The sequence below is a fragment of the Pseudomonas sp. F2 genome (genome assembly GCF_057174385.1).
Window position 1 is genome coordinate 2496834 of record NZ_CM169904.1, and the last position, 21011, is coordinate 2517844.

Consider the following 21011-nt stretch of genomic DNA (forward strand, 5'->3'; position numbering starts at 1 on the left):
ACCTGAAGTTGTATCAAAGGGCTGCACCCGTCCAATCCAAAGGAAACATTCAGCGGCATTTCCGTTCATTGAAACGAGCGCCCCCCTGCGATGAACCTGTTACCGTTTCCTGCGAGATAGACACAGACAAGGACGAAGCATGCAGCCCTCTCTCTCCGAACGTTATCGCGGCGCCCTGCTCGGCCTCGCTTGCGGCGATGCCGTCGGCACCACGGTGGAGTTCAGGCCAAGAGGCTCATTCCAGCCGCTGACGGACATGGTCGGTGGCGGCCCCTTTCACTTGAAACCCGGGCAATGGACGGATGACACCTCGATGGCGCTGTGCCTGGCGGAGAGCCTGCTGAGGAAAAACACATTCGATGCCGCGGACCAGATGGGACGCTATCTGAATTGGTGGCAATGGGGGTATCTCAGTTCAACCGGTGATTGTTTCGATATCGGCATGACGGTCAGCCAGGCGCTGTCGCGGTATCAGCAAACCGGTCAGCCGTTCGCGGGATCTACCGACCCGTTTACCGCCGGCAACGGGTCGCTGATGCGCCTGGTGCCGGTGGTGCTGTTTTATTTCCCTGATGCCCGGCAGATTCGCCAGTTCGCCAGTGACAGTTCGCGAACCACCCATGCTGCACCTGAAGCCATCGAATGCTGTCAATTATTTGCCGAAGTGCTCAGCAAAGCACTGCTAGGCGCCTCCAAGTCAGAATTGCGCAAATTGCCAGACACAACCTTCGTTCAGCCAAAAGTCGCAGCCATCGCCCGAGGTGATTACCTCGCAAAGTCGGCGAGCGAAATCCGTGGCAGCGGCTACAGCGTCGAGTCGCTGGAAGCGGCGCTATGGTGTTTTCATCACACTGACGGTTTCGCTGCGGCGATTCTGCAAGCCGCCAACCTGGGCGATGATGCCGACACTACTGCCGCGATCGTCGGCCAATTGGCCGGGGCCTACTACGGCATTCGGTCGATTCCCGCCCACTGGCTGGAAATGCTCCATGACGGCGAGGAGATTGCAGCCACCGCAGATCGCCTGCTCGACGCCTCCCGGCTACGCGTCCCTGATTAGACGCTCCATAGCCGCTAGACTGCACTGCACTTTCCATCCGACTCAGTGAGATTACCCAATGTCGCCACGCCTGCTTCTGGCCCTGACACCCTTTCTGTTCAGCCCCCTCGCCCACGCTGCCGTCGACTGCGCCAATGCCAGCGACCAGGCCACCATGAACCAGTGTGCCGGGCAGGAATTCAAGTCGACTGACAAGGAGTTGAACGTGGTGTATCAGCAGATCATCGGCCGTTTGAAGGACAACCCTGACCGCAAGAAGCTGCTGGTGGGTGCGCAGCGAGCGTGGATCGGGTTTCGCGATACCGAGTGCAAGTTTTCGGCATCCGGGGTCGAGGGCGGGAGTGTTTATCCGCTGATCTACAGCAATTGCCTGACCGCTGTGACCAAGGCACGGATTGAGGCGCTGAAGCAGTATTTGAAGTGTCAGGAAGGTGACATGAGTTGCCCAGTGCCAGGGACCTGATTGTGTAGTGGCTTCGGTCTTGCCGCCAGGGTTGTTGATTCCACACTTGGCGCAGCTTCGGCTCGCTGGCCAGTGAATCGATTTCCGCACCATTACAAGCGATTGCGCGGAGCCGGAACAGAAGCAGGTGGAGCAGCAACAAAATCAAAATTAATTATTGTAATAAGATAATTTTTCATCGAAAATTCGCTACCAAATTGTAACAACCAGGAATTTTCATGAGTACTCACATCAACGGATTGGCGCCGCAGCGCATGCACTGGATCGGGCTGCTGGCTGCGATTCTTGTCTGGGTTCTGGGGGTTACGGAGGTCGGTGGCAACGTGACGATCTGGTTCTTCAAGAAGGATGAAATGCTGGCAAGCCTGCTTTATGCCTTTGCAGAAGGCTCGCCGCAATTGCTTGACCCGTTTGTCGAAGGTGCATTGCTTGATCCTGACACTTGGCTGTCATCAACGGTCACTGCGCTGATCGTCTTTCTGGATTTCCTGCCCGTTGTCCTGTCGGCTTACGCGTTATGGCTGACCGGGTTGTTTTTTCTGCGCTTGTCGCGCGGCGAAACATGGACCGACCGCAACATCAGGGTGCTCTGGCGAGTGGGCGTACTCTGCATCGTTTCTCCGGCAACCTACCCGCTAATAGAGACCTTGCAAGGGCTGGCGTTGTCGATAGATCTGCCGCCGGGGGATCGGATTTTCCAGTTCTCGATCGGCCTGTCTTCCGCTTCTGCCTACGAGATAATCAAAGGCGTATTACTCTGTATCTTTTCAATTATCATGCGTGACGCAAAAGTACTCAGCGATGAGCAAAGCCAATACATATAGAACAACATAATGACCATTATCGTCCGCCTTGACGTCGTCATGGCCACGCAAAAAATTCGCTCGAAAGAGTTAGCCGCCTTGCTCGGAATAACCGAGGCCAATCTGTCATTGCTCAAAAACGGCAAAGTCAAAGGCGTGAAGATGGCAACTCTGGACAAGCTCTGCGCTGCGCTCGATTGCCAGCCGGGCGATCTGCTGGAATACCAGAAAGACTGAGATATTCTCCGGACGGCGAGTTATTTGTCGCAGGTCCCAATCGTTAACGCTTATTCAATCCTTAGTTTCAAGGCGGCTTTGTCATGTCCCGTTTTTTATTATGCACGCTGTTATTGCTGACAGCGTCACTCAGCGGCTGCGCCACACAATTTGACGTAGCACTCAATGCAATTCCTGATCCGGACTATCAGTTCGACCGAAAGGCAACCGTACTGGTGACCTCGACGAATGGCGCTGATGAAAACGCACTGAGTGCCCGCTACTATCTCCGCGACATGGTCAACGCATTGAAAGACAGGGGTTTCCAAGAGGTCTATACCGACGCCAGCCTGCCCAGAAATCACGCACCGATCAAAATGACCATCAGCCTCGATATCGGCAGCCGGCAAGTGTCTTACCGTTATACCGCTACCGACTATGGGCAAGTGCCAACCAGTACTACGACCGTTTGCAAAAATACCAAGAAGAAAGATGACCGACTGACCTGCACCAGTAAGCCCAATACGACCTATGGTCCGGTAGGTACTTCGGAGCGAATCGGCTATACCACCTTAAGTACCTTTATTGCCACCGCCCGGGATGAGGCGAGCAAACGCACGGTGTATCTGCTGCGGGCGTCGTCTTATAACGAGGACTGTCAGGCCGCTAAGGTCGAGGCCTTTCTGGTCGAACAGGGCCTGCACAATCTGGACTTCCAGGATCGCGTGCAACGTAACTACAGCGTCACGATGCCCGAGGGTTACAGCTGCAAATAGTCTGTTACCCAAACCTCTGTCTCGACAGCTTCACGGCGTAGCCAACGTGAGCCGGAGCGGTGAAGCGCATTCCGGCTACACGTGCGGGTCACCCGGCGGCTTGGCCGGCGCCGCGTATTGCGGCTTGAGGTGGCCGTCCTGGTCCAGTAGCCAGGCGTCCATGATCTGCCGCACCACGGGACCGGCAACCCGACCACCGGCCTCACCGTTTTCGATCATCACCGAGATGGCGATCTTCGGATGCTCTGCCGGAGCGAAGCCGACAAACAAGGCGTTGTCGCGATGCCGTTCGAGAGTTTTCTCACGGTTGTAACGCTCACCCTGCTTGATCGCCACCACCTGCGCCGTACCACTCTTGCCGGCGATGCGGTACTGCGCACCGGCCGCTGCGGCGCGCGCGATACCCCGGGCATCGTGCATCACCATCTGCATGCCGTGGTTGACCTGATCCCAGTCACGCGGGTTCTTCAGCAGGATATTCGGCATAGGATGCTCGTCGACCGGCGCAACGCCATCGACGGTCTTCGCCAAGTGCGGTCGATTCCAAACGCCCTTGTTGGCGATCAGTGCGGTGGCCTGAGCCAGTTGTAGCGGCGTGACCTGCATGTAGCCTTGGCCGATGCCCAGGATTACTGTTTCCCCAGGGAACCAGGCTTGACGGCGCGTGGCGCGTTTCCAGGCCTGAGATGGCATTAAACCGGGCGACTCTTCGAACATGTCCAGCGAGACTTTTTCGCCGAGGCCGAACATTGCCATGTAGTCGTGCAGGCGATCGATGCCGAGCTTGTGCGCCAGATCGTAGAAGTAGGTGTCATTGGAACGCATGATCGCCGCGTCCATGTCCACCCAGCCATCGCCGCTGTGGTTCCAGTTACGGTACTTGTGATCGAAATCCGGGAGCTGGTAATAGCCCGGGTCGAAGACTCGTGTCTGCGGGGTCACAACACCGGCATCAAGGCCGGCAATCGCCACTTCGGGTTTGATGGTCGAACCCGGTGCATACAGGCCGCGTAGCACACGGTTGAACAGCGGCCGATCGATGGAATCGCGTAGCGCCGAGTATTCCTTGGAGCTGATACCAGTGACGAACAGGTTCGGGTCGAAGCTCGGATTGCTGACCATGGCCAGCACTTCACCAGTGGATGGATCGAGAGCCACCACCGAACCACGGCGGTCGCCCAGTGCGGCTTCAGCAGCTTCCTGCAGTTTGACGTCAAGACTTAGAACGATGTTTTTGCCAGGGACCGGATCGGTGTGCTTGAGCACTCGCAACACTCGGCCTTGGGCGTTGGTCTCAACTTCCTCGTAGCCAACGTGACCGTGCAGCTGCGCTTCGTAGAAGCGTTCAATGCCGGTTTTACCGATGGATTGCGTGCCGCGGTATTCCACCGAGTCGAGGGTTTTGGATTCTTTTTCGTTAATCCGGCCAACGTAACCGATTGAATGCGCAAAGTGCGGACCCAGCGGGTAATGCCGAACGAACTGCGGCTCGACATCGAGGCCCGGCAAACGGAACTCGTTAACCGCCAACACGGCGATTTGCTCCTCCGTCAGTCCATAGAACAGCGTCACCGGGGTGAACGGGTGACGGGACTGCTTCATGGCCTTATCGAAAACCGTACGATTTTCAGCGGGCAAATGCAGCAGATTGATCACCTCGTCCAGCTCCTGATTAACATCAGTGGCGCGTTCGCGGGTGATGATCAGGTTGTAACTAGGACGGTTATCAGCGAGCAGCACGCCATTGCGATCGTAGATCAGGCCTCTCGTCGGCGGAATCGGCAAGACGTGCACGCGGTTGTTTTCAGAGATGGTCGAGTGGTAGTCGTATTCAACCACCTGCAGGATGTACAAGCGCACCACCAGCGCGCAGCTGATAGCAAAGACAAACAAAGCGCAGGCGATCAACCGTTTGTTGACCAAGCGCTTCTCTTTTTCATGATCTTTGATCGGGATGGGTTCAGGCATTTCTACAGCAACTCTTTGACATAATTTGAGCGCCGATCCATGGGCATGACATCAATCCGTTAAAAAACGAGCTGCACCATACCAAAAACCGATTGGTCACTTCAGAAGGATTTTCTCCAATGGCAGTCCTGGCGACGGTTGGAACACCTGTATCGTCTGATCTTGGCGAGCCAAGCACTTTCCTGCGGGCAAAACAAAACCCCAACTGCTTTCGCAATTGGGGTTTCGGAATTTAATCTTGACGATGACCTACTCTCACATGGGGAAACCCCACACTACCATCGGCGATGCATCGTTTCACTTCTGAGTTCGGGATGGGATCAGGTGGTTCCAACGCTCTATGGTCGTCAAGAAATTCGGGTACTGACTCGTGACCAACTGGCCTCGCTTCAGCAAATCGGGTATGTGATACAGGTGTTTGTAAGCTGCGCGAACTTTCGGTTCATTGCGTCTTCACACACCGCAATCTGGTCTCTTTCGAGCATTCAGATTGCTTGGGTGTTATATGGTCAAGCCTCACGGGCAATTAGTATTGGTTAGCTCAACGCCTCACAGCGCTTACACACCCAACCTATCAACGTCGTAGTCTTCGACGGCCCTTCAGGGAACTCAAGGTTCCAGTGAGATCTCATCTTGAGGCAAGTTTCCCGCTTAGATGCTTTCAGCGGTTATCTTTCCCGAACATAGCTACCCGGCAATGCCACTGGCGTGACAACCGGAACACCAGAGGTTCGTCCACTCCGGTCCTCTCGTACTAGGAGCAGCCCCTCTCAAATCTCAAACGTCCACGGCAGATAGGGACCGAACTGTCTCACGACGTTCTAAACCCAGCTCGCGTACCACTTTAAATGGCGAACAGCCATACCCTTGGGACCGGCTTCAGCCCCAGGATGTGATGAGCCGACATCGAGGTGCCAAACACCGCCGTCGATATGAACTCTTGGGCGGTATCAGCCTGTTATCCCCGGAGTACCTTTTATCCGTTGAGCGATGGCCCTTCCATACAGAACCACCGGATCACTAAGACCTACTTTCGTACCTGCTCGACGTGTCTGTCTCGCAGTCAAGCGCGCTTTTGCCTTTATACTCTACGACCGATTTCCGACCGGTCTGAGCGCACCTTCGTACTCCTCCGTTACTCTTTAGGAGGAGACCGCCCCAGTCAAACTACCCACCATACACTGTCCTCGATCCGGATAACGGACCTGAGTTAGAACCTCAAAGTTGCCAGGGTGGTATTTCAAGGATGGCTCCACGCGAACTGGCGTCCACGCTTCAAAGCCTCCCACCTATCCTACACAAGCAAATTCAAAGTCCAGTGCAAAGCTATAGTAAAGGTTCACGGGGTCTTTCCGTCTAGCCGCGGATACACTGCATCTTCACAGCGATTTCAATTTCACTGAGTCTCGGGTGGAGACAGCGCCGCCATCGTTACGCCATTCGTGCAGGTCGGAACTTACCCGACAAGGAATTTCGCTACCTTAGGACCGTTATAGTTACGGCCGCCGTTTACCGGGGCTTCGATCAAGAGCTTCGCGTTAGCTAACCCCATCAATTAACCTTCCGGCACCGGGCAGGCGTCACACCCTATACGTCCACTTTCGTGTTTGCAGAGTGCTGTGTTTTTAATAAACAGTCGCAGCGGCCTGGTATCTTCGACCGGCATGAGCTTACGGAGCAAGTCCTTCACCCTCACCGGCGCACCTTCTCCCGAAGTTACGGTGCCATTTTGCCTAGTTCCTTCACCCGAGTTCTCTCAAGCGCCTTGGTATTCTCTACCCAACCACCTGTGTCGGTTTGGGGTACGGTTCCTGGTTATCTGAAGCTTAGAAGCTTTTCTTGGAAGCATGGCATCAACCACTTCGTCACCTGAAAGGTAACTCGTCATCAGCTCTCGGCCTTAAGATCCCGGATTTACCTAAGATCTCAGCCTACCACCTTAAACTTGGACAACCAACGCCAAGCTGGCCTAGCCTTCTCCGTCCCTCCATCGCAATAACCAGAAGTACAGGAATATTAACCTGTTTTCCATCGACTACGCTTTTCAGCCTCGCCTTAGGGACCGACTAACCCTGCGTCGATTAACGTTGCGCAGGAAACCTTGGTCTTTCGGCGTGGGTGTTTTTCACACCCATTGTCGTTACTCATGTCAGCATTCGCACTTCTGATACCTCCAGCAAGCTTCTCAACTCACCTTCACAGGCTTACAGAACGCTCCTCTACCGCATCACTTGCGTGATACCCGTAGCTTCGGTGTATGGTTTGAGCCCCGTTACATCTTCCGCGCAGGCCGACTCGACTAGTGAGCTATTACGCTTTCTTTAAAGGGTGGCTGCTTCTAAGCCAACCTCCTAGCTGTCTAAGCCTTCCCACATCGTTTCCCACTTAACCATAACTTTGGGACCTTAGCTGACGGTCTGGGTTGTTTCCCTTTTCACGACGGACGTTAGCACCCGCCGTGTGTCTCCCATGCTCGGCACTTGTAGGTATTCGGAGTTTGCATCGGTTTGGTAAGTCGGGATGACCCCCTAGCCGAAACAGTGCTCTACCCCCTACAGTGATACATGAGGCGCTACCTAAATAGCTTTCGAGGAGAACCAGCTATCTCCGAGCTTGATTAGCCTTTCACTCCGATCCACAGGTCATCCGCTAACTTTTCAACGGTAGTCGGTTCGGTCCTCCAGTCAGTGTTACCTAACCTTCAACCTGCCCATGGATAGATCGCCCGGTTTCGGGTCTATTCCCAGCGACTAGACGCCCTATTAAGACTCGCTTTCGCTACGCCTCCCCTATTCGGTTAAGCTCGCCACTGAAAATAAGTCGCTGACCCATTATACAAAAGGTACGCAGTCACAGAACAAAGTCTGCTCCCACTGCTTGTACGCATACGGTTTCAGGATCTATTTCACTCCCCTCTCCGGGGTTCTTTTCGCCTTTCCCTCACGGTACTAGTTCACTATCGGTCAGTCAGTAGTATTTAGCCTTGGAGGATGGTCCCCCCATATTCAGACAAAGTTTCTCGTGCTCCGTCCTACTCGATTTCATGACTAAGAGACTTTCGCGTACAGGGCTATCACCCACTATGGCCGCACTTTCCAGAGCGTTCCGCTAATCTCAAAGCCACTTAAGGGCTAGTCCCCGTTCGCTCGCCACTACTAAGGGAATCTCGGTTGATTTCTTTTCCTCAGGGTACTTAGATGTTTCAGTTCCCCTGGTTCGCCTCTTGCACCTATGTATTCAGTACAAGATAACCATCTTATGATGGCTGGGTTCCCCCATTCAGACATCTCCGGATCAAAGTCTGTTTGCCGACTCCCCGAAGCTTTTCGCAGGCTACCACGTCTTTCATCGCCTCTGACTGCCAAGGCATCCACCGTATGCGCTTCTTCACTTGACCATATAACCCCAAGCAATCTGGTTATACTGTGAAGACGACATTCGCCGAAAATTCGCAAAACTCTTAAGAGTCACTCACAAATTTTACCTTAGCCTGATCCGTTACCAGTGAAAGTAACGTTCAGTCTATCTTTCTATCACATACCCAAATTTTTAAAGAACGATCTAATCAAAGACTAGAAATCAATATTCACGCCGGAATATTCATTTCTAAGCTTTTACTTAGCTTTTGTCTTCTTCAATGAATCAAGCAATTCGTGTGGGAACTTATGGAGCAGCTGATGTCGTCGATTAAGGAGGTGATCCAGCCGCAGGTTCCCCTACGGCTACCTTGTTACGACTTCACCCCAGTCATGAATCACACCGTGGTAACCGTCCTCCCGAAGGTTAGACTAGCTACTTCTGGTGCAACCCACTCCCATGGTGTGACGGGCGGTGTGTACAAGGCCCGGGAACGTATTCACCGCGACATTCTGATTCGCGATTACTAGCGATTCCGACTTCACGCAGTCGAGTTGCAGACTGCGATCCGGACTACGATCGGTTTTGTGGGATTAGCTCCACCTCGCGGCTTGGCAACCCTCTGTACCGACCATTGTAGCACGTGTGTAGCCCAGGCCGTAAGGGCCATGATGACTTGACGTCATCCCCACCTTCCTCCGGTTTGTCACCGGCAGTCTCCTTAGAGTGCCCACCATAACGTGCTGGTAACTAAGGACAAGGGTTGCGCTCGTTACGGGACTTAACCCAACATCTCACGACACGAGCTGACGACAGCCATGCAGCACCTGTCTCAATGCTCCCGAAGGCACCAATCCATCTCTGGAAAGTTCATTGGATGTCAAGGCCTGGTAAGGTTCTTCGCGTTGCTTCGAATTAAACCACATGCTCCACCGCTTGTGCGGGCCCCCGTCAATTCATTTGAGTTTTAACCTTGCGGCCGTACTCCCCAGGCGGTCAACTTAATGCGTTAGCTGCGCCACTAAGAGCTCAAGGCTCCCAACGGCTAGTTGACATCGTTTACGGCGTGGACTACCAGGGTATCTAATCCTGTTTGCTCCCCACGCTTTCGCACCTCAGTGTCAGTATCAGTCCAGGTGGTCGCCTTCGCCACTGGTGTTCCTTCCTATATCTACGCATTTCACCGCTACACAGGAAATTCCACCACCCTCTACCATACTCTAGCTTGCCAGTTTTGGATGCAGTTCCCAGGTTGAGCCCGGGGATTTCACATCCAACTTAACAAACCACCTACGCGCGCTTTACGCCCAGTAATTCCGATTAACGCTTGCACCCTCTGTATTACCGCGGCTGCTGGCACAGAGTTAGCCGGTGCTTATTCTGTCGGTAACGTCAAAATTGCAGAGTATTAATCTACAACCCTTCCTCCCAACTTAAAGTGCTTTACAATCCGAAGACCTTCTTCACACACGCGGCATGGCTGGATCAGGCTTTCGCCCATTGTCCAATATTCCCCACTGCTGCCTCCCGTAGGAGTCTGGACCGTGTCTCAGTTCCAGTGTGACTGATCATCCTCTCAGACCAGTTACGGATCGTCGCCTTGGTGAGCCATTACCTCACCAACTAGCTAATCCGACCTAGGCTCATCTGATAGCGCAAGGCCCGAAGGTCCCCTGCTTTCTCCCGTAGGACGTATGCGGTATTAGCGTTCCTTTCGAAACGTTGTCCCCCACTACCAGGCAGATTCCTAGGCATTACTCACCCGTCCGCCGCTGAATCCAGGAGCAAGCTCCTCTCATCCGCTCGACTTGCATGTGTTAGGCCTGCCGCCAGCGTTCAATCTGAGCCATGATCAAACTCTTCAGTTCAAACATCTTTGGGTTTTTAAGAAACCCTAAACTTGGCTCAGCAATCGTTGGTTACATCTTTGATTTCTCGCGGAGTAACTTGTGATGCTGATAATCTTGTTGACTATCAGTCTGACTCCACAAGCACCCACACGAATTGCTTGATTCAGTTGTTAAAGAGCGGTTGGTTAAGATCTTTCGTCTCAACCGAGGCGCGCATTCTACAGCAGCCTCATTTGCTGTCAAGTGATTATTTTCAGAAGCTTTCGAAGAATTCTTCAACAACTTCAACCACTTGCGCTTCCGATCTCTCGTTAGCGGGAGGCGAATTCTACAGCGTTACACGCTGCTGTCAACACCTCTTTTTCACCGCTTTCGACCGAGAAGATCGAACCGTCAAAAGAGCCAAACATCACCGCCCCTTCAACTCCTTCCAGGCTTCGATAAACTGAAGCAAGCCGCTGCCGAAACTGCGTAACTCATTGAATCTCAAGGAGTTTTCCGTTTCGACTGCGCCGGAAGTGGGGCGAATTATAGACCTCCAGAATCTGCAGTCAACCGTTAATTTCAGTTTTCTGTCGAGACACCGAAAAAGCCAGCTATATATAGACGCAATGCCTCCGAATGCGCAGTATATTGCCCAACACCTAAAACAATACTCTGCTCTTACCTTTGGACGATGCCTCGCAATGACTGACCAACCTCGCTCTCTGGCCTCAACGCTGTTCCCGGTTGGCCTCTTATTAATAGCCATGGCATCCATCCAGTCTGGCGCCTCTTTAGCCAAAAGCATGTTCCCGGTAGTCGGCGCTCAAGGGACGACCACTCTGCGTCTGGTCTTCGCCAGCGTAATCATGCTGTTATTGCTGCGCCCATGGCGCGCAAGGCTGACAGCTCAGTCGCTGCGGACAGTGATCGTTTACGGAATGGCGCTGGGCGGGATGAACTTCCTCTTCTATATGTCATTGCGCACCGTACCGCTTGGTATTGCAGTCGCGCTTGAGTTCACGGGTCCGCTGGCCGTCGCCATTTACGCCTCTCGCCGCGCTATCGATTTTCTCTGGATTGCCTTGGCGGCGGTCGGCCTGCTGTTGTTGATCCCGACGGGAGCAACATCCGCGGGAATTGATCTGGTCGGCGCCGGTTATGCCCTGGGCGCCGGCGTGTGCTGGGCGTTGTATATTCTGTTCGGCCAAAAAGCTGGTGCAGACAACGGCGTGACGACTGCGGCTCTGGGCGTGATGATCGCCGCACTGTTTGTCGCGCCGATCGGCATCGTGCATGCCGGCACCGCGTTGCTGACCCCGTCGCTGATCCCGATCGCCATCGGCGTCGCCATCCTCTCAACAGCTTTGCCCTATACCCTTGAGATGGTCGCCCTCACCCGCATGCCTGCCCGCACCTTCGGTACCTTGATGAGTATCGAACCGGCCTTCGGCGCATTGTCGGGCCTCCTGTTTTTGCAGGAGTACCTCACGCTGTCACAATGGATGGCGATCCTCTGCATTATTCTGGCTTCCGTCGGGGCAACCATGACCATGGGCAGCACCGCCAAGCCCGCCGTTGCGGCGGATTGAGACAGGATTTGACGAAGGTCTGGCAATTGGCGTTCATTTAGGCCATGTTTAGCCCCCTTGACTCAGTGCCAGACATGGATTTTTCGGACAGGGATATCAAACCGCTTAAAGCGCAGGCGAATACAGGCAGACCCGAGCGCCAGACTCGTGGCTACCATAAGGACGGTAATGAAACGAATTTTGATACTGATCGCTGTATTGGCAGTAGCGGGGTGCGCAGCGACCTCCAAGACCCAGGTGAAGCACGGTAAAAAAGGGCTGCACATCAACTGTTCCGGGCTGTCGTCCTCTTGGGACAAGTGCTACACCAGCGCCGCCAATTCCTGCGCCCCCAAAGGCTACAAGGTCATCGCCAAATCCGGGGACGCCGTGGAAGAGCCAGGCGATTACCCGTTCGGTCTCAATCCGGCTGGCTATACCAGCCGCAGCATGATCGTCATCTGCAAGTGAATCATTCAGGCTGCCCGCCTTTCCGAGCAGCCAGTTGACACCCGATTTCCTCATGACTGGACTGCAATACCGTCTGTTGAATCTCCGGCGTCACCAGCATCCGCGCCACTACCAGCGCTCCGACGCATTGCGACAGAATCGCCCAGGCCAGGCTGTCGCTTTCCAGAATCTGCGCCCAACTGGCTTGCAGCCGACAAATCCACAACTCTGCCTGCTCGCGAACCTGATCATCTGAACGGGCAATTTCCGCGCCCAGCGTCGGCAAGGCACAGCCCGATTCAGGCTGCTCCACGTGAGCCATGCTCAGGTACTGCTTGAGACAGCGTTCCAGCCGCTCACGGTCCTGCGCCCCCTTCCCCCCCAGCCGCTCCAGGCTCTGACACAGTTCGCGCTCGACGATAGCGGTGAACAGCTCGTTTTTCGACGAGAAGTGGCTATAAAACGCCGCGCCACTCAAGCCGATAGCCTTCATCAAACCATCGACACCGACTGTGGAAAAGCCCGAACGCTTGGCTGACAGTGCACTGCTGTTCAGCAGTTTTTCTCGGGTTTCCAGCTTGTGACCGGCGGAATACCGCATGTGCTTACCCTCTTGATCGACCGCCTTGACGTTGTCCGGATCCTAGCATAACGTTCGTTCACTTAACGATCGTTTACTAAAGGGATTCACCCATGAATAACAACAAGAAGGTCGTATTAGTCGTTGGTGCCGGCGATGCCACCGGCGGAGCGATTGCCAAGCGCTTTGCCAGGGAAGGATTTGTCGCTTGCGTCACCCGGCGCAGTGCCGACAAATTGCAGCCGCTGGTCGACGCGATCCTGGCCGAGGGTGGAGAAGCACATGGTTTTGCCTGCGATGCGCGCAAGGAAGAAGACGTCATCGCGTTGATTGAAGAGATCGAAACCCGCCTGGGTCCGATCGAGGCGTTTGTCTTCAACATCGGCGCCAACGTGCCTTGCAGCATTCTCGAAGAAACTGCGCGCAAGTATTTCAAGATCTGGGAAATGGCCTGTTTCTCGGGTTTTCTCAATGCCCGCGAAGTGGCCAAGCGCATGGTCACGCGCCAGCGCGGCACCATTCTGTTCACTGGCGCTACCGCTGGACTGCGTGGCGCTTCCGGATTTGCCGCGTTTGCCGGCGCCAAACACGGTATCCGTGCACTGGCGCAAAGCATGGCGCGTGAGCTGGGGCCGATGAACATCCATGTCGCGCACGTGGTGGTAGATGGCGCCATCGACACCGATTTCATTCGCAACAGTTTCCCGGAGAAGTACGCGACCAAGGATCAGGACGGTATTCTCAACCCAGAACACATCGCCGAAAACTATTGGTATCTGCACCGTCAGCCACGGGATGCCTGGACCTTCGAACTGGATCTGCGCCCGTGGAACGAACGCTGGTAAGCCCCACCTCCTCCATAACAATAAATAGAGAGCAGCGAAGATGACGAAAACCGTGGAGTTCTATTTCGATCTCGGCAGCCCTGCCACTTACCTGGCCTATACCCAGTTGCCGAAGATCTGTGCCGAGGCCGCGAGCCAGCTGATTTACATCCCGATGCTGCTGGGCGGCGTGTTCAAGGCGACCGGCAACGCATCGCCGGCGATGATTCCGGCAAAGGGCCGCTATATGTTTCAGGATCTGGATCGCTACGCCAAGCGTTACGGCGTGCCGCTGAAATTCAATCCGCATTTTCCGATCAACACACTGATGCTGATGCGAGCCGTCACCGGCATCCAACTGCGCCAACCGGAACGCTTTCACGCGTTTATCGATTGTCTGTTCAAGGCATTGTGGGTGGAGGGACGCCCGCTTGATGAGCCGGCAACTGTCGCTGCGGTATTGAGCGAGCACGGCTTCGACCCCAATGAAGTTCTGGCCCTGACCAACGATGAGACAGTAAAGGCAGCCCTGAAGGACAACACCGAAACAGCCATTAAACGCGGGGTGTTTGGCGCGCCGAGCATGTTTATCGGCAACCAGATGTTCTTTGGACAGGACCGCCTCGACTTCGTCGAAGAGGCCCTGCGTCAAGATTAGAAACAACACCCGGGCACTGCCGACAGCGCCCGGGTTTCAGCCATTCAGATCGCCACGGTGCGCGTGTTCAGCCACTCCAGCGCAGCGCCCTCCAGCAACGGACTCAGACGCTCACGCACTTCAGCGTGATAGGCGTTGAACCACTGCTTCTCTTCCTGCGTCAGCAAGGACGGTTCCAGGCAGCGCGTGTCGATCGGACACAGGGTCAAGGTTTCAAACTTGAGGAACTCACCGAACTCGCTGCTCCCCGCCTCGCGATTCATCGCCAGGTTCTCGATGCGCACGCCCCAACGGCCCGGACGATAAGTGCCCGGTTCGATCGAGGTGATCATCCCCGCTTGCATCGCCGTTTGCGGTGCCGGTGCTGCCTGATAGGCGATCACCTGCGGGCCTTCGTGAACGTTGAGGAAATAGCCGACCCCATGACCGGTGCCGTGACCGTAATCCACGCTTTCCGCCCAGATCGGTGCGCGGGCGATGGCGTCGAGCAACGGCGACAGAATGCCTTTCGGGAACTGCGCCCGCGAAAGAGCAATCACGCCTTTGAGTACGCGAGTGCAATCACGCTTCTGCTCAGCCGTTGGCGTCCCCACTGGCACCATTCGGGTGATGTCGGTAGTGCCGCCCAGGTACTGGCCGCCCGAGTCGATCAGCAGCAAGCCATCACCCTCGATCACCGCGTGTTCTTCTTCGGTGGCGTGATAGTGCGGCATTGCGCCGTTGGCGTTAAACGCGGCAATCGTGTTGAAGCTCAGCGACACGTAATCCGGACGACGCTCACGGGCAGCAGTGAGTTTCTCGTCGATGGTCAGTTCGGTGATGCGTTCACGACCCCAGGCCGATTCCAGCCAGGCGAAGAACTCGCACAACGCCGCGCCGTCCTGCTCCATGGCCTTGCGGATGTGCTGCGCATCAGCCTCACTCTTTTGCGATTTGGCGAGCGTGGTCGGGTTCAGGCCTTCGACCAGTTTCACGCCTTTGTCCAGGTTATCCAGCAAACCGCTGGTCACCCGCGCCGGATCCACCAGCAGGCTCGCGCCGCCTGGTACAGCGCGCAAGGCGTCGGCGACTTCGCGGTAATCGCGCAGAGTCACGCCATCCTGCTCCAGCACTGCGCGCAACTCGGCGTCGACTTTGCTCAAGGCCACAAACAGGGTCGCTTGCTGTTGATTGATCAACGCGAACGACACAAACACCGGATTGAACGAGACATCGCCGCCGCGCAGGTTGAACAGCCAGGCAATGTCGTCGAGGGTGGCGATGAAGTGCCAGTCGGCGCCACGTTCCCGCAAGGTCTCACGCAGTTTGGCGAGTTTTTCGCCACGGCTGACCGTCGCTTGCGGTGGCAGATGTTGATAGATCGGCGCGTTCGGCAGGCTCGGGCGGTCCACCCAGACTTCATTCAGCAAATCGATGTCGGTACGCAGACGCGCGCCGCGGGCTTCAAGCTTGCTGCTCAACGTGCGGGCCGAGGCAACGGCCATCACCGCACCGTCGACCGCGACCACGCCACCTTCGGGTGTCTGCTCGGCGAGCCAGTCCAGCGGACTCGGCTGACCCGGTTGCAGCTTGACCAGTTCGATGCCGCTGCCCTTGAGTTCCTTGGTCGCCTGCTCCCAATAGCGACTGTCAGCCCAGACCCCGGCGAAATCGGCAGTCACGATCAACGTGCCGACCGAGCCATGAAAGCCCGACAGCCATTGGCGCCCTTGCCAGTAACCCGGCAGGTATTCCGAGAGGTGCGGGTCCGCCGATGGCACCAGCAACGCATGAATGCCTTCGCGGCGCATCAGTTCACGGGTGCGCGCCAGGCGCTGGGGAACCGTTCCTTCGGTCAAAGTCTGGGTACTCATCATGTCTCCTGCCAATCACTTCATCGTTATTGTTCGTAGCCGTGAAAACCGGCTGGTTAAAGCCCTGTCGCCCAGAATGCCGGAGCACTGGCGCAGGCGCTTTTGATCAGTTCTGCCGCCTGATCGATATCGTCGGCAGTGGTGAAACGGCCGAGGCTCAGGCGAATGGTGCGACCGGCCAGCCGGGCATCGTGCCCCAGGGCCAACAGCACGTGAGAGGGCGTGTTGCTCGCCGAGTTACAGGCCGAGGTCGCGGAAAAGGCGATCGACTGGCTCAAGGCTGCACCGTTGAACTCACCTTCGCTGAACGTCAGGCTCAACGTATGCGGGATGCGCTGGCTAGCGCTGCCGTTGAGACGCACGCCAGGCAGGCTCGACAACTGTTCGAGCAAGCGCTCACGCAGCGCCACGATGGATGTTTTCTCCTCATCGAACGCCACAGCGGCCAGGGCGAATGCCGCGCCCATGCCGGCGATCTGATGCGTCGCCAGCGTCCCGGAACGCAGCCCGCCTTCGTGGCCGCCGCCATGAATCTGCGCCTGCAAACGCTGCTGCGCGCGCGGGCCGACATACAACGCGCCGATCCCCTTGGGGCCATAGAGTTTGTGCGCCGAAAACGACATCAAGTCCACCGGCCATTGCTGCAGATCGATCGCCACTTTGCCCGCACCCTGCGCGGCATCGACGTGGAACAGCGCGCCACGGCCGCGCACGACTTCACCAATGGCCGGGATATCGTTGAGGGTACCGAGTTCGTTGTTGACCAGCATCAGCGACACCAGAAAGGTATCGTCGCGCATGGCTTCGCTGACCGCTTGCGGGGTGATCAGGCCTTCGGCATCCGGCACCAGATAGGTCACCGCAACACCGGCGTCCTGCAATTGCCGGGCGGTATCAAGAATGGCTTTGTGTTCGATCTGGCTGGTAATGATGTGGCCACCGGCAACGCCGCGCGCCTGGGCTACGCCCTTGAGGGCGAGGTTGTTGGATTCGGTGGCACCGGAGGTCCAGACGATCTGCGCGGCTTCGGCGCCCACCAGTTCGGCGACTTGTCGACGGGCCTGCTCGACCGTTTGCCGGGCCTGCTGGCCAAAGGCATGGGAACTGGACGCCGGGTTGCCGAAGTTACCGTGAAAACCCAGACAGTCGATCATCATCTGGATGACTCGCTCGTCCACCGGGGTGGTGGCGGCGTAATCGAAATACAGCGGACGTTTATTCATAAAAGACTCGCAGAGCGTGTTCCGGGATCAGGAGGCTCGTGTCTGCAAACGGCACAACGCAGCCTTGTGAGCTGCGCGTCGGTTCGAGAGCGTCATCAATACCTGATCGGATGCCGTTAAAGAAGAACAACTTCATTTAAAAGTGCGTAGGAACGCTCCTGAAGCCGAGCTTAACAGGCATCGGGCCGGCGGTTGAAGCAATGCGTCAGTGAAAGCTTTCGAGAAGTAACGGGTACAGCGAAATCACCAACAGCGCCGCCATGCCCCAGTTGAACACGCGCAACCAGCGCGGGTCCTTCAGCACGTTGCGCAACAGCGTGCCACACGCCGCCCAGACGCCGACACTGGGCAGGTTGATGATGGCAAACACGGCGGCAATCACCACCACGTTGGTGAAATAACCCTGCATCGGCGTGTAGGTGCTGATGGCGCCGATGGCCATGATCCAGGCCTTGGGATTGACCCACTGGAACGCCGCCGCGCCGAGATAGCTGATCGGCCGGGCCTCGCCTTCGACGCCCTCGCCCACCGGCCCCGAGTGGGCGATTTTCCACGCCAGGTACAACAGATACGCGGCGCCGACATAGCGCAGCACCGTGTACAGAATCGGGTATGTCTGGAATACCGCGCCCAGGCCAAAGCCCACCGCGACCACCAATACGAAGAAACCGCAGGTGATGCCGAGCATGTGAGGAATGGTGCGGTTGAAGCCGAAGTTCACCCCCGACGCCAGCAACATGGTGTTGTTCGGCCCCGGTGTAATCGAGGTGACAAGGGCAAACAGGGCAAAGCCCAACAGCAGATCAAGCGAAAGGGTCATGGAGGGCAATCCGTCGGGGGTCATTCAGGTGTTGACCCTATCGCACGGCAGCCCGCAAACCCACGGACAGTTACGCGAAAATTCGAGCAGTACAGTTTTCGATTAACTTGGACGACCGTGCAGCTGTATGGCTCGCCCGGCGCTCATTTCAGCTTTCTTGTCGAATTGCGATTCGCCCAGCAGTGCGGCTTTCTTCGCGTGATATTCGTCGAAGGACAAGCCGCTGCGATTCAGCGCTTCCATCGCCAGTTCGCGGGTTTCTTCGGCGGTGTAAGGCCGTTGTTCGGGGGAAACGTGGGTCGCGCAACCGGCGAGTACGGAGACAGCGAGCAACAGCGAAACAGTCAGTAAATGATTCATGGGGAGCGTCCTGGCGGGGCGGTGGTAGTCGATGGACAAAGGCTACGCCCGCGCCCGTCCGGGCAAAAATCAACGCGTTCAATAGTGGCTATCAGGATTTCAGCTGTATCGTCGCCATATCTCCTAATGATCTATAAATATCGATTAACGTTCTTTTACGGAATAAACAGCAGTCGCTATAAATCCCTGCACACGGCGAACAACTGTTGCTCCAGCAACTGTTGCCCAGGCAACAGCAGATCAACAAACCCGCCTGATATCCGCACAACCGACTCACGCCAGAGCGCTCAGGCCCAATAAAACCGGGCCTCTCAGGAATTGGTACAGCGCTTGCTCAAGCCTTGGCACTGACTCACTGCTCGCTGAGCAACTGTTGAAAAAAAGGAACTGATCATGTCGCGTCCCCTGAAAGTCGTCGCCCTCTCCGGCGGCACCTGGCGTCCATCGCGCACGCTGGTGCTGACCCAAGCGCTGTTGGCCGAACTGGCCGGACACTTGCCGGTCGAGAGTCATCTGATCGAACTCGGTGACATCGCCCGACCGTTGGGTGGTGCCCTGTCGCGTCAGGAGCTGAACGCCGAGGTCGAGGCCGAACTGCAAGCCATCGAACAGGCCGATCTGCTGATCGTCGCCGCGCCGGTGTATCGCGGTTCCTACCCGGGCCTGCTCAAGCATCTGTTTGACCTGATCGACCTCAACGCGCTGATCGACACCCCGGTACTGCTCGCTGCCACCGGGGGCAGTGAGCGCCATGCGCTGGTGCTGGATCACCAGTTGCGGCCGCTGTTCAGTTTCTTCCAGGCCGTGACCCTGCCCATCGGGGTCTATGCCACCGAGGCCGATTTCGCCGACTACCAGATCACCAGCGAACCGCTGAAAGCGCGCATTCGCCTGGCCGCCGAACGCGCCGCGCCGCTGTTCGGCACGCAAATCAAACCGTTGCTGAAAATCGCTTAAGGAGCTGTTCATGGATGTTTTCTGGTTCCTGCCGACCCACGGCGACGGGCATTACCTGGGCACCACCCAAGGCGCGCGCCCGGTCACCCTGAATTACCTGAAACAAGTGGCGCAAGCCGCCGACAGCCTCGGCTACCACGGCGTGCTGATTCCCACCGGGCGCTCCTGCGAAGACTCGTGGGTGATCGCTTCGGCGCTGGTGCCGTTGACCGAGCGCCTGCGTTATCTGGTAGCGATCCGTCCGGGGATCATTTCGCCCACCGTTTCGGCGCGCATGGCGGCGACGCTCGATCGACTGTCCAACGGCCGCCTGCTGATCAACGTGGTGACCGGCGGCGACCCCGACGAAAACCGTGGCGACGGCAGCTTCCTCAGCCACAGCGAACGCTACGAAGTCACCGACGAATTCCTCAAGATCTGGCGCCGGGTGTTGCAAGGCGAATCGGTGGATTTCGAAGGCAAACACCTGAAAGTACAGAACGCCAAGGCCCTCTATCCGCCAGTGCAGAAACCCTATCCGCCACTGTATTTCGGTGGCTCGTCCGACGCGGCGCATGACCTCGCTGCCGAGCAAGTCGACGTGTACCTGACCTGGGGCGAACCGCCCGCCGCCGTCGCCGAAAAACTCGCCGATGTGCGCGAACGTGCGGCGCGGCACGGGCGCAAGGTGAAGTTCGGGATTCGTCTGCACGTGATCGTCCGCGAAACCGCTGAAGAAGCATGGAAAGCGGCGGACAAACTGATCGAGCACATCAGCGACGAGACCATCGAGGCCGCGCAGAAATCCTTCTCGCGCTTCGACTCCGAAGGCCAGCGACGCATGGCAGCGTTGCACGACGGGCGTCGCGACAACCTGGAAATCGCCCCCAACCTGTGGGCCGGCGTCGGTCTGGTACGCGGCGGTGCCGGTACCGCGCTGGTGGGCGATCCGCAGCAAGTGGCCGCGCGGATCAAGGAGTACGCCGACCTCGGTATCGAGAGCTTCATCTTCTCCGGTTATCCGCACCTGGAAGAAGCCTACCGCTTTGCCGAACTGGTGTTCCCGCTGCTGCCGGAACCCTACGCGAGCCTGGCCGGACGCGGCGTGACCAACCTCACCGGGCCGTTTGGCGAAATGATTGCCAACGATGTGTTGCCCACCCAGGCAAAGGCCTAAAACGTCCACTGTAGGAGCTGCCGAAGGCTGCGATCTGTTGATCTTGCTTGTAAAAATCAAATCAACAGATCGCAGCCTTCGGCA

Annotated in this window: 17 protein-coding genes and 3 rRNA genes; 11 read left to right on the forward strand and 9 right to left on the reverse strand. The window is 56.6% G+C overall.

Annotated features, from left to right (window positions below; translation table 11 throughout):
- Positions 1-139: 139 nt before the first annotated feature.
- The 5 genes from AC193Q_RS11060 (at position 140) to AC193Q_RS11080 (ending at position 3318) form a co-directional block, all read left to right on the forward strand.
- A complete protein-coding gene (locus AC193Q_RS11060) occupies positions 140-1060 on the forward strand; it encodes an ADP-ribosylglycohydrolase family protein (protein WP_047295304.1) in 921 nt (306 codons plus the stop codon).
- A 58-nt stretch (positions 1061-1118) separates the two neighbouring features.
- Positions 1119-1523, forward strand: coding sequence for a lysozyme inhibitor LprI family protein (locus AC193Q_RS11065; protein ID WP_121186422.1), 405 nt, complete (start codon positions 1119-1121; stop codon positions 1521-1523).
- Positions 1524-1741: 218 nt separating this feature from the next.
- Complete coding sequence (locus AC193Q_RS11070; RefSeq protein ID WP_041069052.1) at positions 1742-2347, forward strand: DUF2975 domain-containing protein; 606 nt, start codon at positions 1742-1744, stop codon at positions 2345-2347.
- A 9-nt stretch (positions 2348-2356) separates the two neighbouring features.
- Positions 2357-2563 (forward strand): helix-turn-helix domain-containing protein, encoded by a 207-nt coding sequence (locus tag AC193Q_RS11075; RefSeq protein ID WP_003226632.1) that lies wholly within the window; start codon positions 2357-2359, stop codon positions 2561-2563.
- Between the two features lie 83 nt (positions 2564-2646).
- Positions 2647-3318, forward strand: coding sequence for a hypothetical protein (locus tag AC193Q_RS11080; RefSeq protein ID WP_121186424.1), 672 nt, complete (start codon positions 2647-2649; stop codon positions 3316-3318).
- A 75-nt stretch (positions 3319-3393) separates the two neighbouring features.
- On the opposite strand, the gene mrdA is transcribed toward AC193Q_RS11080, so the two are convergent.
- The 4 genes from mrdA to AC193Q_RS11100 form a co-directional block, all read right to left on the reverse strand.
- On the reverse strand, positions 3394-5286 hold the full coding sequence (mrdA, locus tag AC193Q_RS11085) for a penicillin-binding protein 2 (protein ID WP_483879540.1): 1893 nt from the start codon (positions 5284-5286) through the stop codon (positions 3394-3396).
- A 236-nt stretch (positions 5287-5522) separates the two neighbouring features.
- Positions 5523-5638 (reverse strand): 5S ribosomal RNA (gene rrf, locus AC193Q_RS11090).
- 153 nt (positions 5639-5791) lie between these two features.
- A 23S ribosomal RNA gene (locus AC193Q_RS11095) occupies positions 5792-8683 on the reverse strand.
- 291 nt (positions 8684-8974) lie between these two features.
- Positions 8975-10511: ribosomal RNA gene (locus AC193Q_RS11100) — 16S ribosomal RNA — on the reverse strand.
- Together the 16S, 23S and 5S rRNA genes form the textbook arrangement of a ribosomal RNA operon.
- A gap of 668 nt (positions 10512-11179) precedes the next feature.
- On the opposite strand from AC193Q_RS11100, the gene rhtA reads away from it, so the two are divergent.
- Positions 11180-12067, forward strand: a complete 888-nt coding sequence (gene rhtA / locus AC193Q_RS11105; protein ID WP_041069804.1) for a threonine/homoserine exporter RhtA — start codon at positions 11180-11182, stop codon at positions 12065-12067.
- 168 nt (positions 12068-12235) lie between these two features.
- Positions 12236-12517, forward strand: a complete 282-nt coding sequence (locus tag AC193Q_RS11110; protein WP_041069802.1) for a hypothetical protein — start codon at positions 12236-12238, stop codon at positions 12515-12517.
- A gap of 1 nt (position 12518) precedes the next feature.
- Here AC193Q_RS11110 and AC193Q_RS11115 read toward each other — a convergent pair whose 3' ends face one another.
- A complete protein-coding gene (locus AC193Q_RS11115) occupies positions 12519-13097 on the reverse strand; it encodes a TetR/AcrR family transcriptional regulator (protein ID WP_483879541.1) in 579 nt (192 codons plus the stop codon).
- A gap of 92 nt (positions 13098-13189) precedes the next feature.
- Here AC193Q_RS11115 and AC193Q_RS11120 point away from each other — a divergent pair, with 92 nt between their 5' ends.
- Complete coding sequence (locus AC193Q_RS11120) at positions 13190-13921, forward strand: SDR family oxidoreductase (RefSeq protein WP_483879542.1); 732 nt, start codon at positions 13190-13192, stop codon at positions 13919-13921.
- A gap of 40 nt (positions 13922-13961) precedes the next feature.
- A complete protein-coding gene (locus AC193Q_RS11125) occupies positions 13962-14558 on the forward strand; it encodes a 2-hydroxychromene-2-carboxylate isomerase (RefSeq protein WP_121186435.1) in 597 nt (198 codons plus the stop codon).
- 44 nt (positions 14559-14602) lie between these two features.
- On the opposite strand, the gene AC193Q_RS11130 is transcribed toward AC193Q_RS11125, so the two are convergent.
- The 4 genes from AC193Q_RS11130 to AC193Q_RS11145 all read right to left on the reverse strand — a co-directional run bounded on the left by AC193Q_RS11130 (position 14603) and on the right by AC193Q_RS11145 (position 18814).
- On the reverse strand, positions 14603-16411 hold the full coding sequence (locus tag AC193Q_RS11130; RefSeq protein WP_121186437.1) for an aminopeptidase P family protein: 1809 nt from the start codon (positions 16409-16411) through the stop codon (positions 14603-14605).
- Positions 16412-16467: 56 nt separating this feature from the next.
- Entirely contained in the window at positions 16468-17634 is a 1167-nt protein-coding gene (locus AC193Q_RS11135) for an aminotransferase class V-fold PLP-dependent enzyme (protein WP_121186439.1), read from the reverse strand.
- A gap of 205 nt (positions 17635-17839) precedes the next feature.
- Positions 17840-18454 (reverse strand): LysE family translocator, encoded by a 615-nt coding sequence (locus AC193Q_RS11140; protein ID WP_041069783.1) that lies wholly within the window; start codon positions 18452-18454, stop codon positions 17840-17842.
- 102 nt (positions 18455-18556) lie between these two features.
- Complete coding sequence (locus AC193Q_RS11145; protein ID WP_047295328.1) at positions 18557-18814, reverse strand: hypothetical protein; 258 nt, start codon at positions 18812-18814, stop codon at positions 18557-18559.
- Positions 18815-19207: 393 nt separating this feature from the next.
- Here AC193Q_RS11145 and msuE point away from each other — a divergent pair, with 393 nt between their 5' ends.
- Together msuE and ssuD are read left to right on the forward strand one after the other, a co-directional pair.
- Entirely contained in the window at positions 19208-19771 is a 564-nt protein-coding gene (gene msuE, locus AC193Q_RS11150) for an FMN reductase (protein ID WP_121186441.1), read from the forward strand.
- Between the two features lie 10 nt (positions 19772-19781).
- Complete coding sequence (ssuD, locus tag AC193Q_RS11155) at positions 19782-20927, forward strand: FMNH2-dependent alkanesulfonate monooxygenase (RefSeq protein ID WP_095137367.1); 1146 nt, start codon at positions 19782-19784, stop codon at positions 20925-20927.
- Positions 20928-21011 lie beyond the last annotated feature (84 nt).

Bases quoted from the DNA above. Each gene is read 5' to 3' on its own strand.
- AC193Q_RS11120 (WP_483879542.1), top strand. From the start codon at position 13,190: ATGAATAACAACAAGAAGGTCGTATTAGTCGTTGGTGCCGGCGATGCC.
- AC193Q_RS11110 (WP_041069802.1), top strand. From the start codon at position 12,236: ATGAAACGAATTTTGATACTGATCGCTGTATTGGCAGTAGCGGGGTGC.
- ssuD (WP_095137367.1), top strand. From the start codon at position 19,782: ATGGATGTTTTCTGGTTCCTGCCGACCCACGGCGACGGGCATTACCTG.
- AC193Q_RS11065 (WP_121186422.1), top strand. From the start codon at position 1,119: ATGTCGCCACGCCTGCTTCTGGCCCTGACACCCTTTCTGTTCAGCCCC.
- msuE (WP_121186441.1), top strand. From the start codon at position 19,208: ATGTCGCGTCCCCTGAAAGTCGTCGCCCTCTCCGGCGGCACCTGGCGT.
- AC193Q_RS11115 (WP_483879541.1), bottom strand. From the start codon at position 13,097: ATGCGGTATTCCGCCGGTCACAAGCTGGAAACCCGAGAAAAACTGCTG.
- rhtA (WP_041069804.1), top strand. From the start codon at position 11,180: ATGACTGACCAACCTCGCTCTCTGGCCTCAACGCTGTTCCCGGTTGGC.
- AC193Q_RS11075 (WP_003226632.1), top strand. From the start codon at position 2,357: ATGACCATTATCGTCCGCCTTGACGTCGTCATGGCCACGCAAAAAATT.
- AC193Q_RS11135 (WP_121186439.1), bottom strand. From the start codon at position 17,634: ATGAATAAACGTCCGCTGTATTTCGATTACGCCGCCACCACCCCGGTG.
- AC193Q_RS11130 (WP_121186437.1), bottom strand. From the start codon at position 16,411: ATGAGTACCCAGACTTTGACCGAAGGAACGGTTCCCCAGCGCCTGGCG.
- AC193Q_RS11080 (WP_121186424.1), top strand. From the start codon at position 2,647: ATGTCCCGTTTTTTATTATGCACGCTGTTATTGCTGACAGCGTCACTC.
- AC193Q_RS11125 (WP_121186435.1), top strand. From the start codon at position 13,962: ATGACGAAAACCGTGGAGTTCTATTTCGATCTCGGCAGCCCTGCCACT.
- AC193Q_RS11060 (WP_047295304.1), top strand. From the start codon at position 140: ATGCAGCCCTCTCTCTCCGAACGTTATCGCGGCGCCCTGCTCGGCCTC.
- mrdA (WP_483879540.1), bottom strand. From the start codon at position 5,286: ATGCCTGAACCCATCCCGATCAAAGATCATGAAAAAGAGAAGCGCTTG.
- AC193Q_RS11070 (WP_041069052.1), top strand. From the start codon at position 1,742: ATGAGTACTCACATCAACGGATTGGCGCCGCAGCGCATGCACTGGATC.
- AC193Q_RS11140 (WP_041069783.1), bottom strand. From the start codon at position 18,454: ATGACCCTTTCGCTTGATCTGCTGTTGGGCTTTGCCCTGTTTGCCCTT.
- AC193Q_RS11145 (WP_047295328.1), bottom strand. From the start codon at position 18,814: ATGAATCATTTACTGACTGTTTCGCTGTTGCTCGCTGTCTCCGTACTC.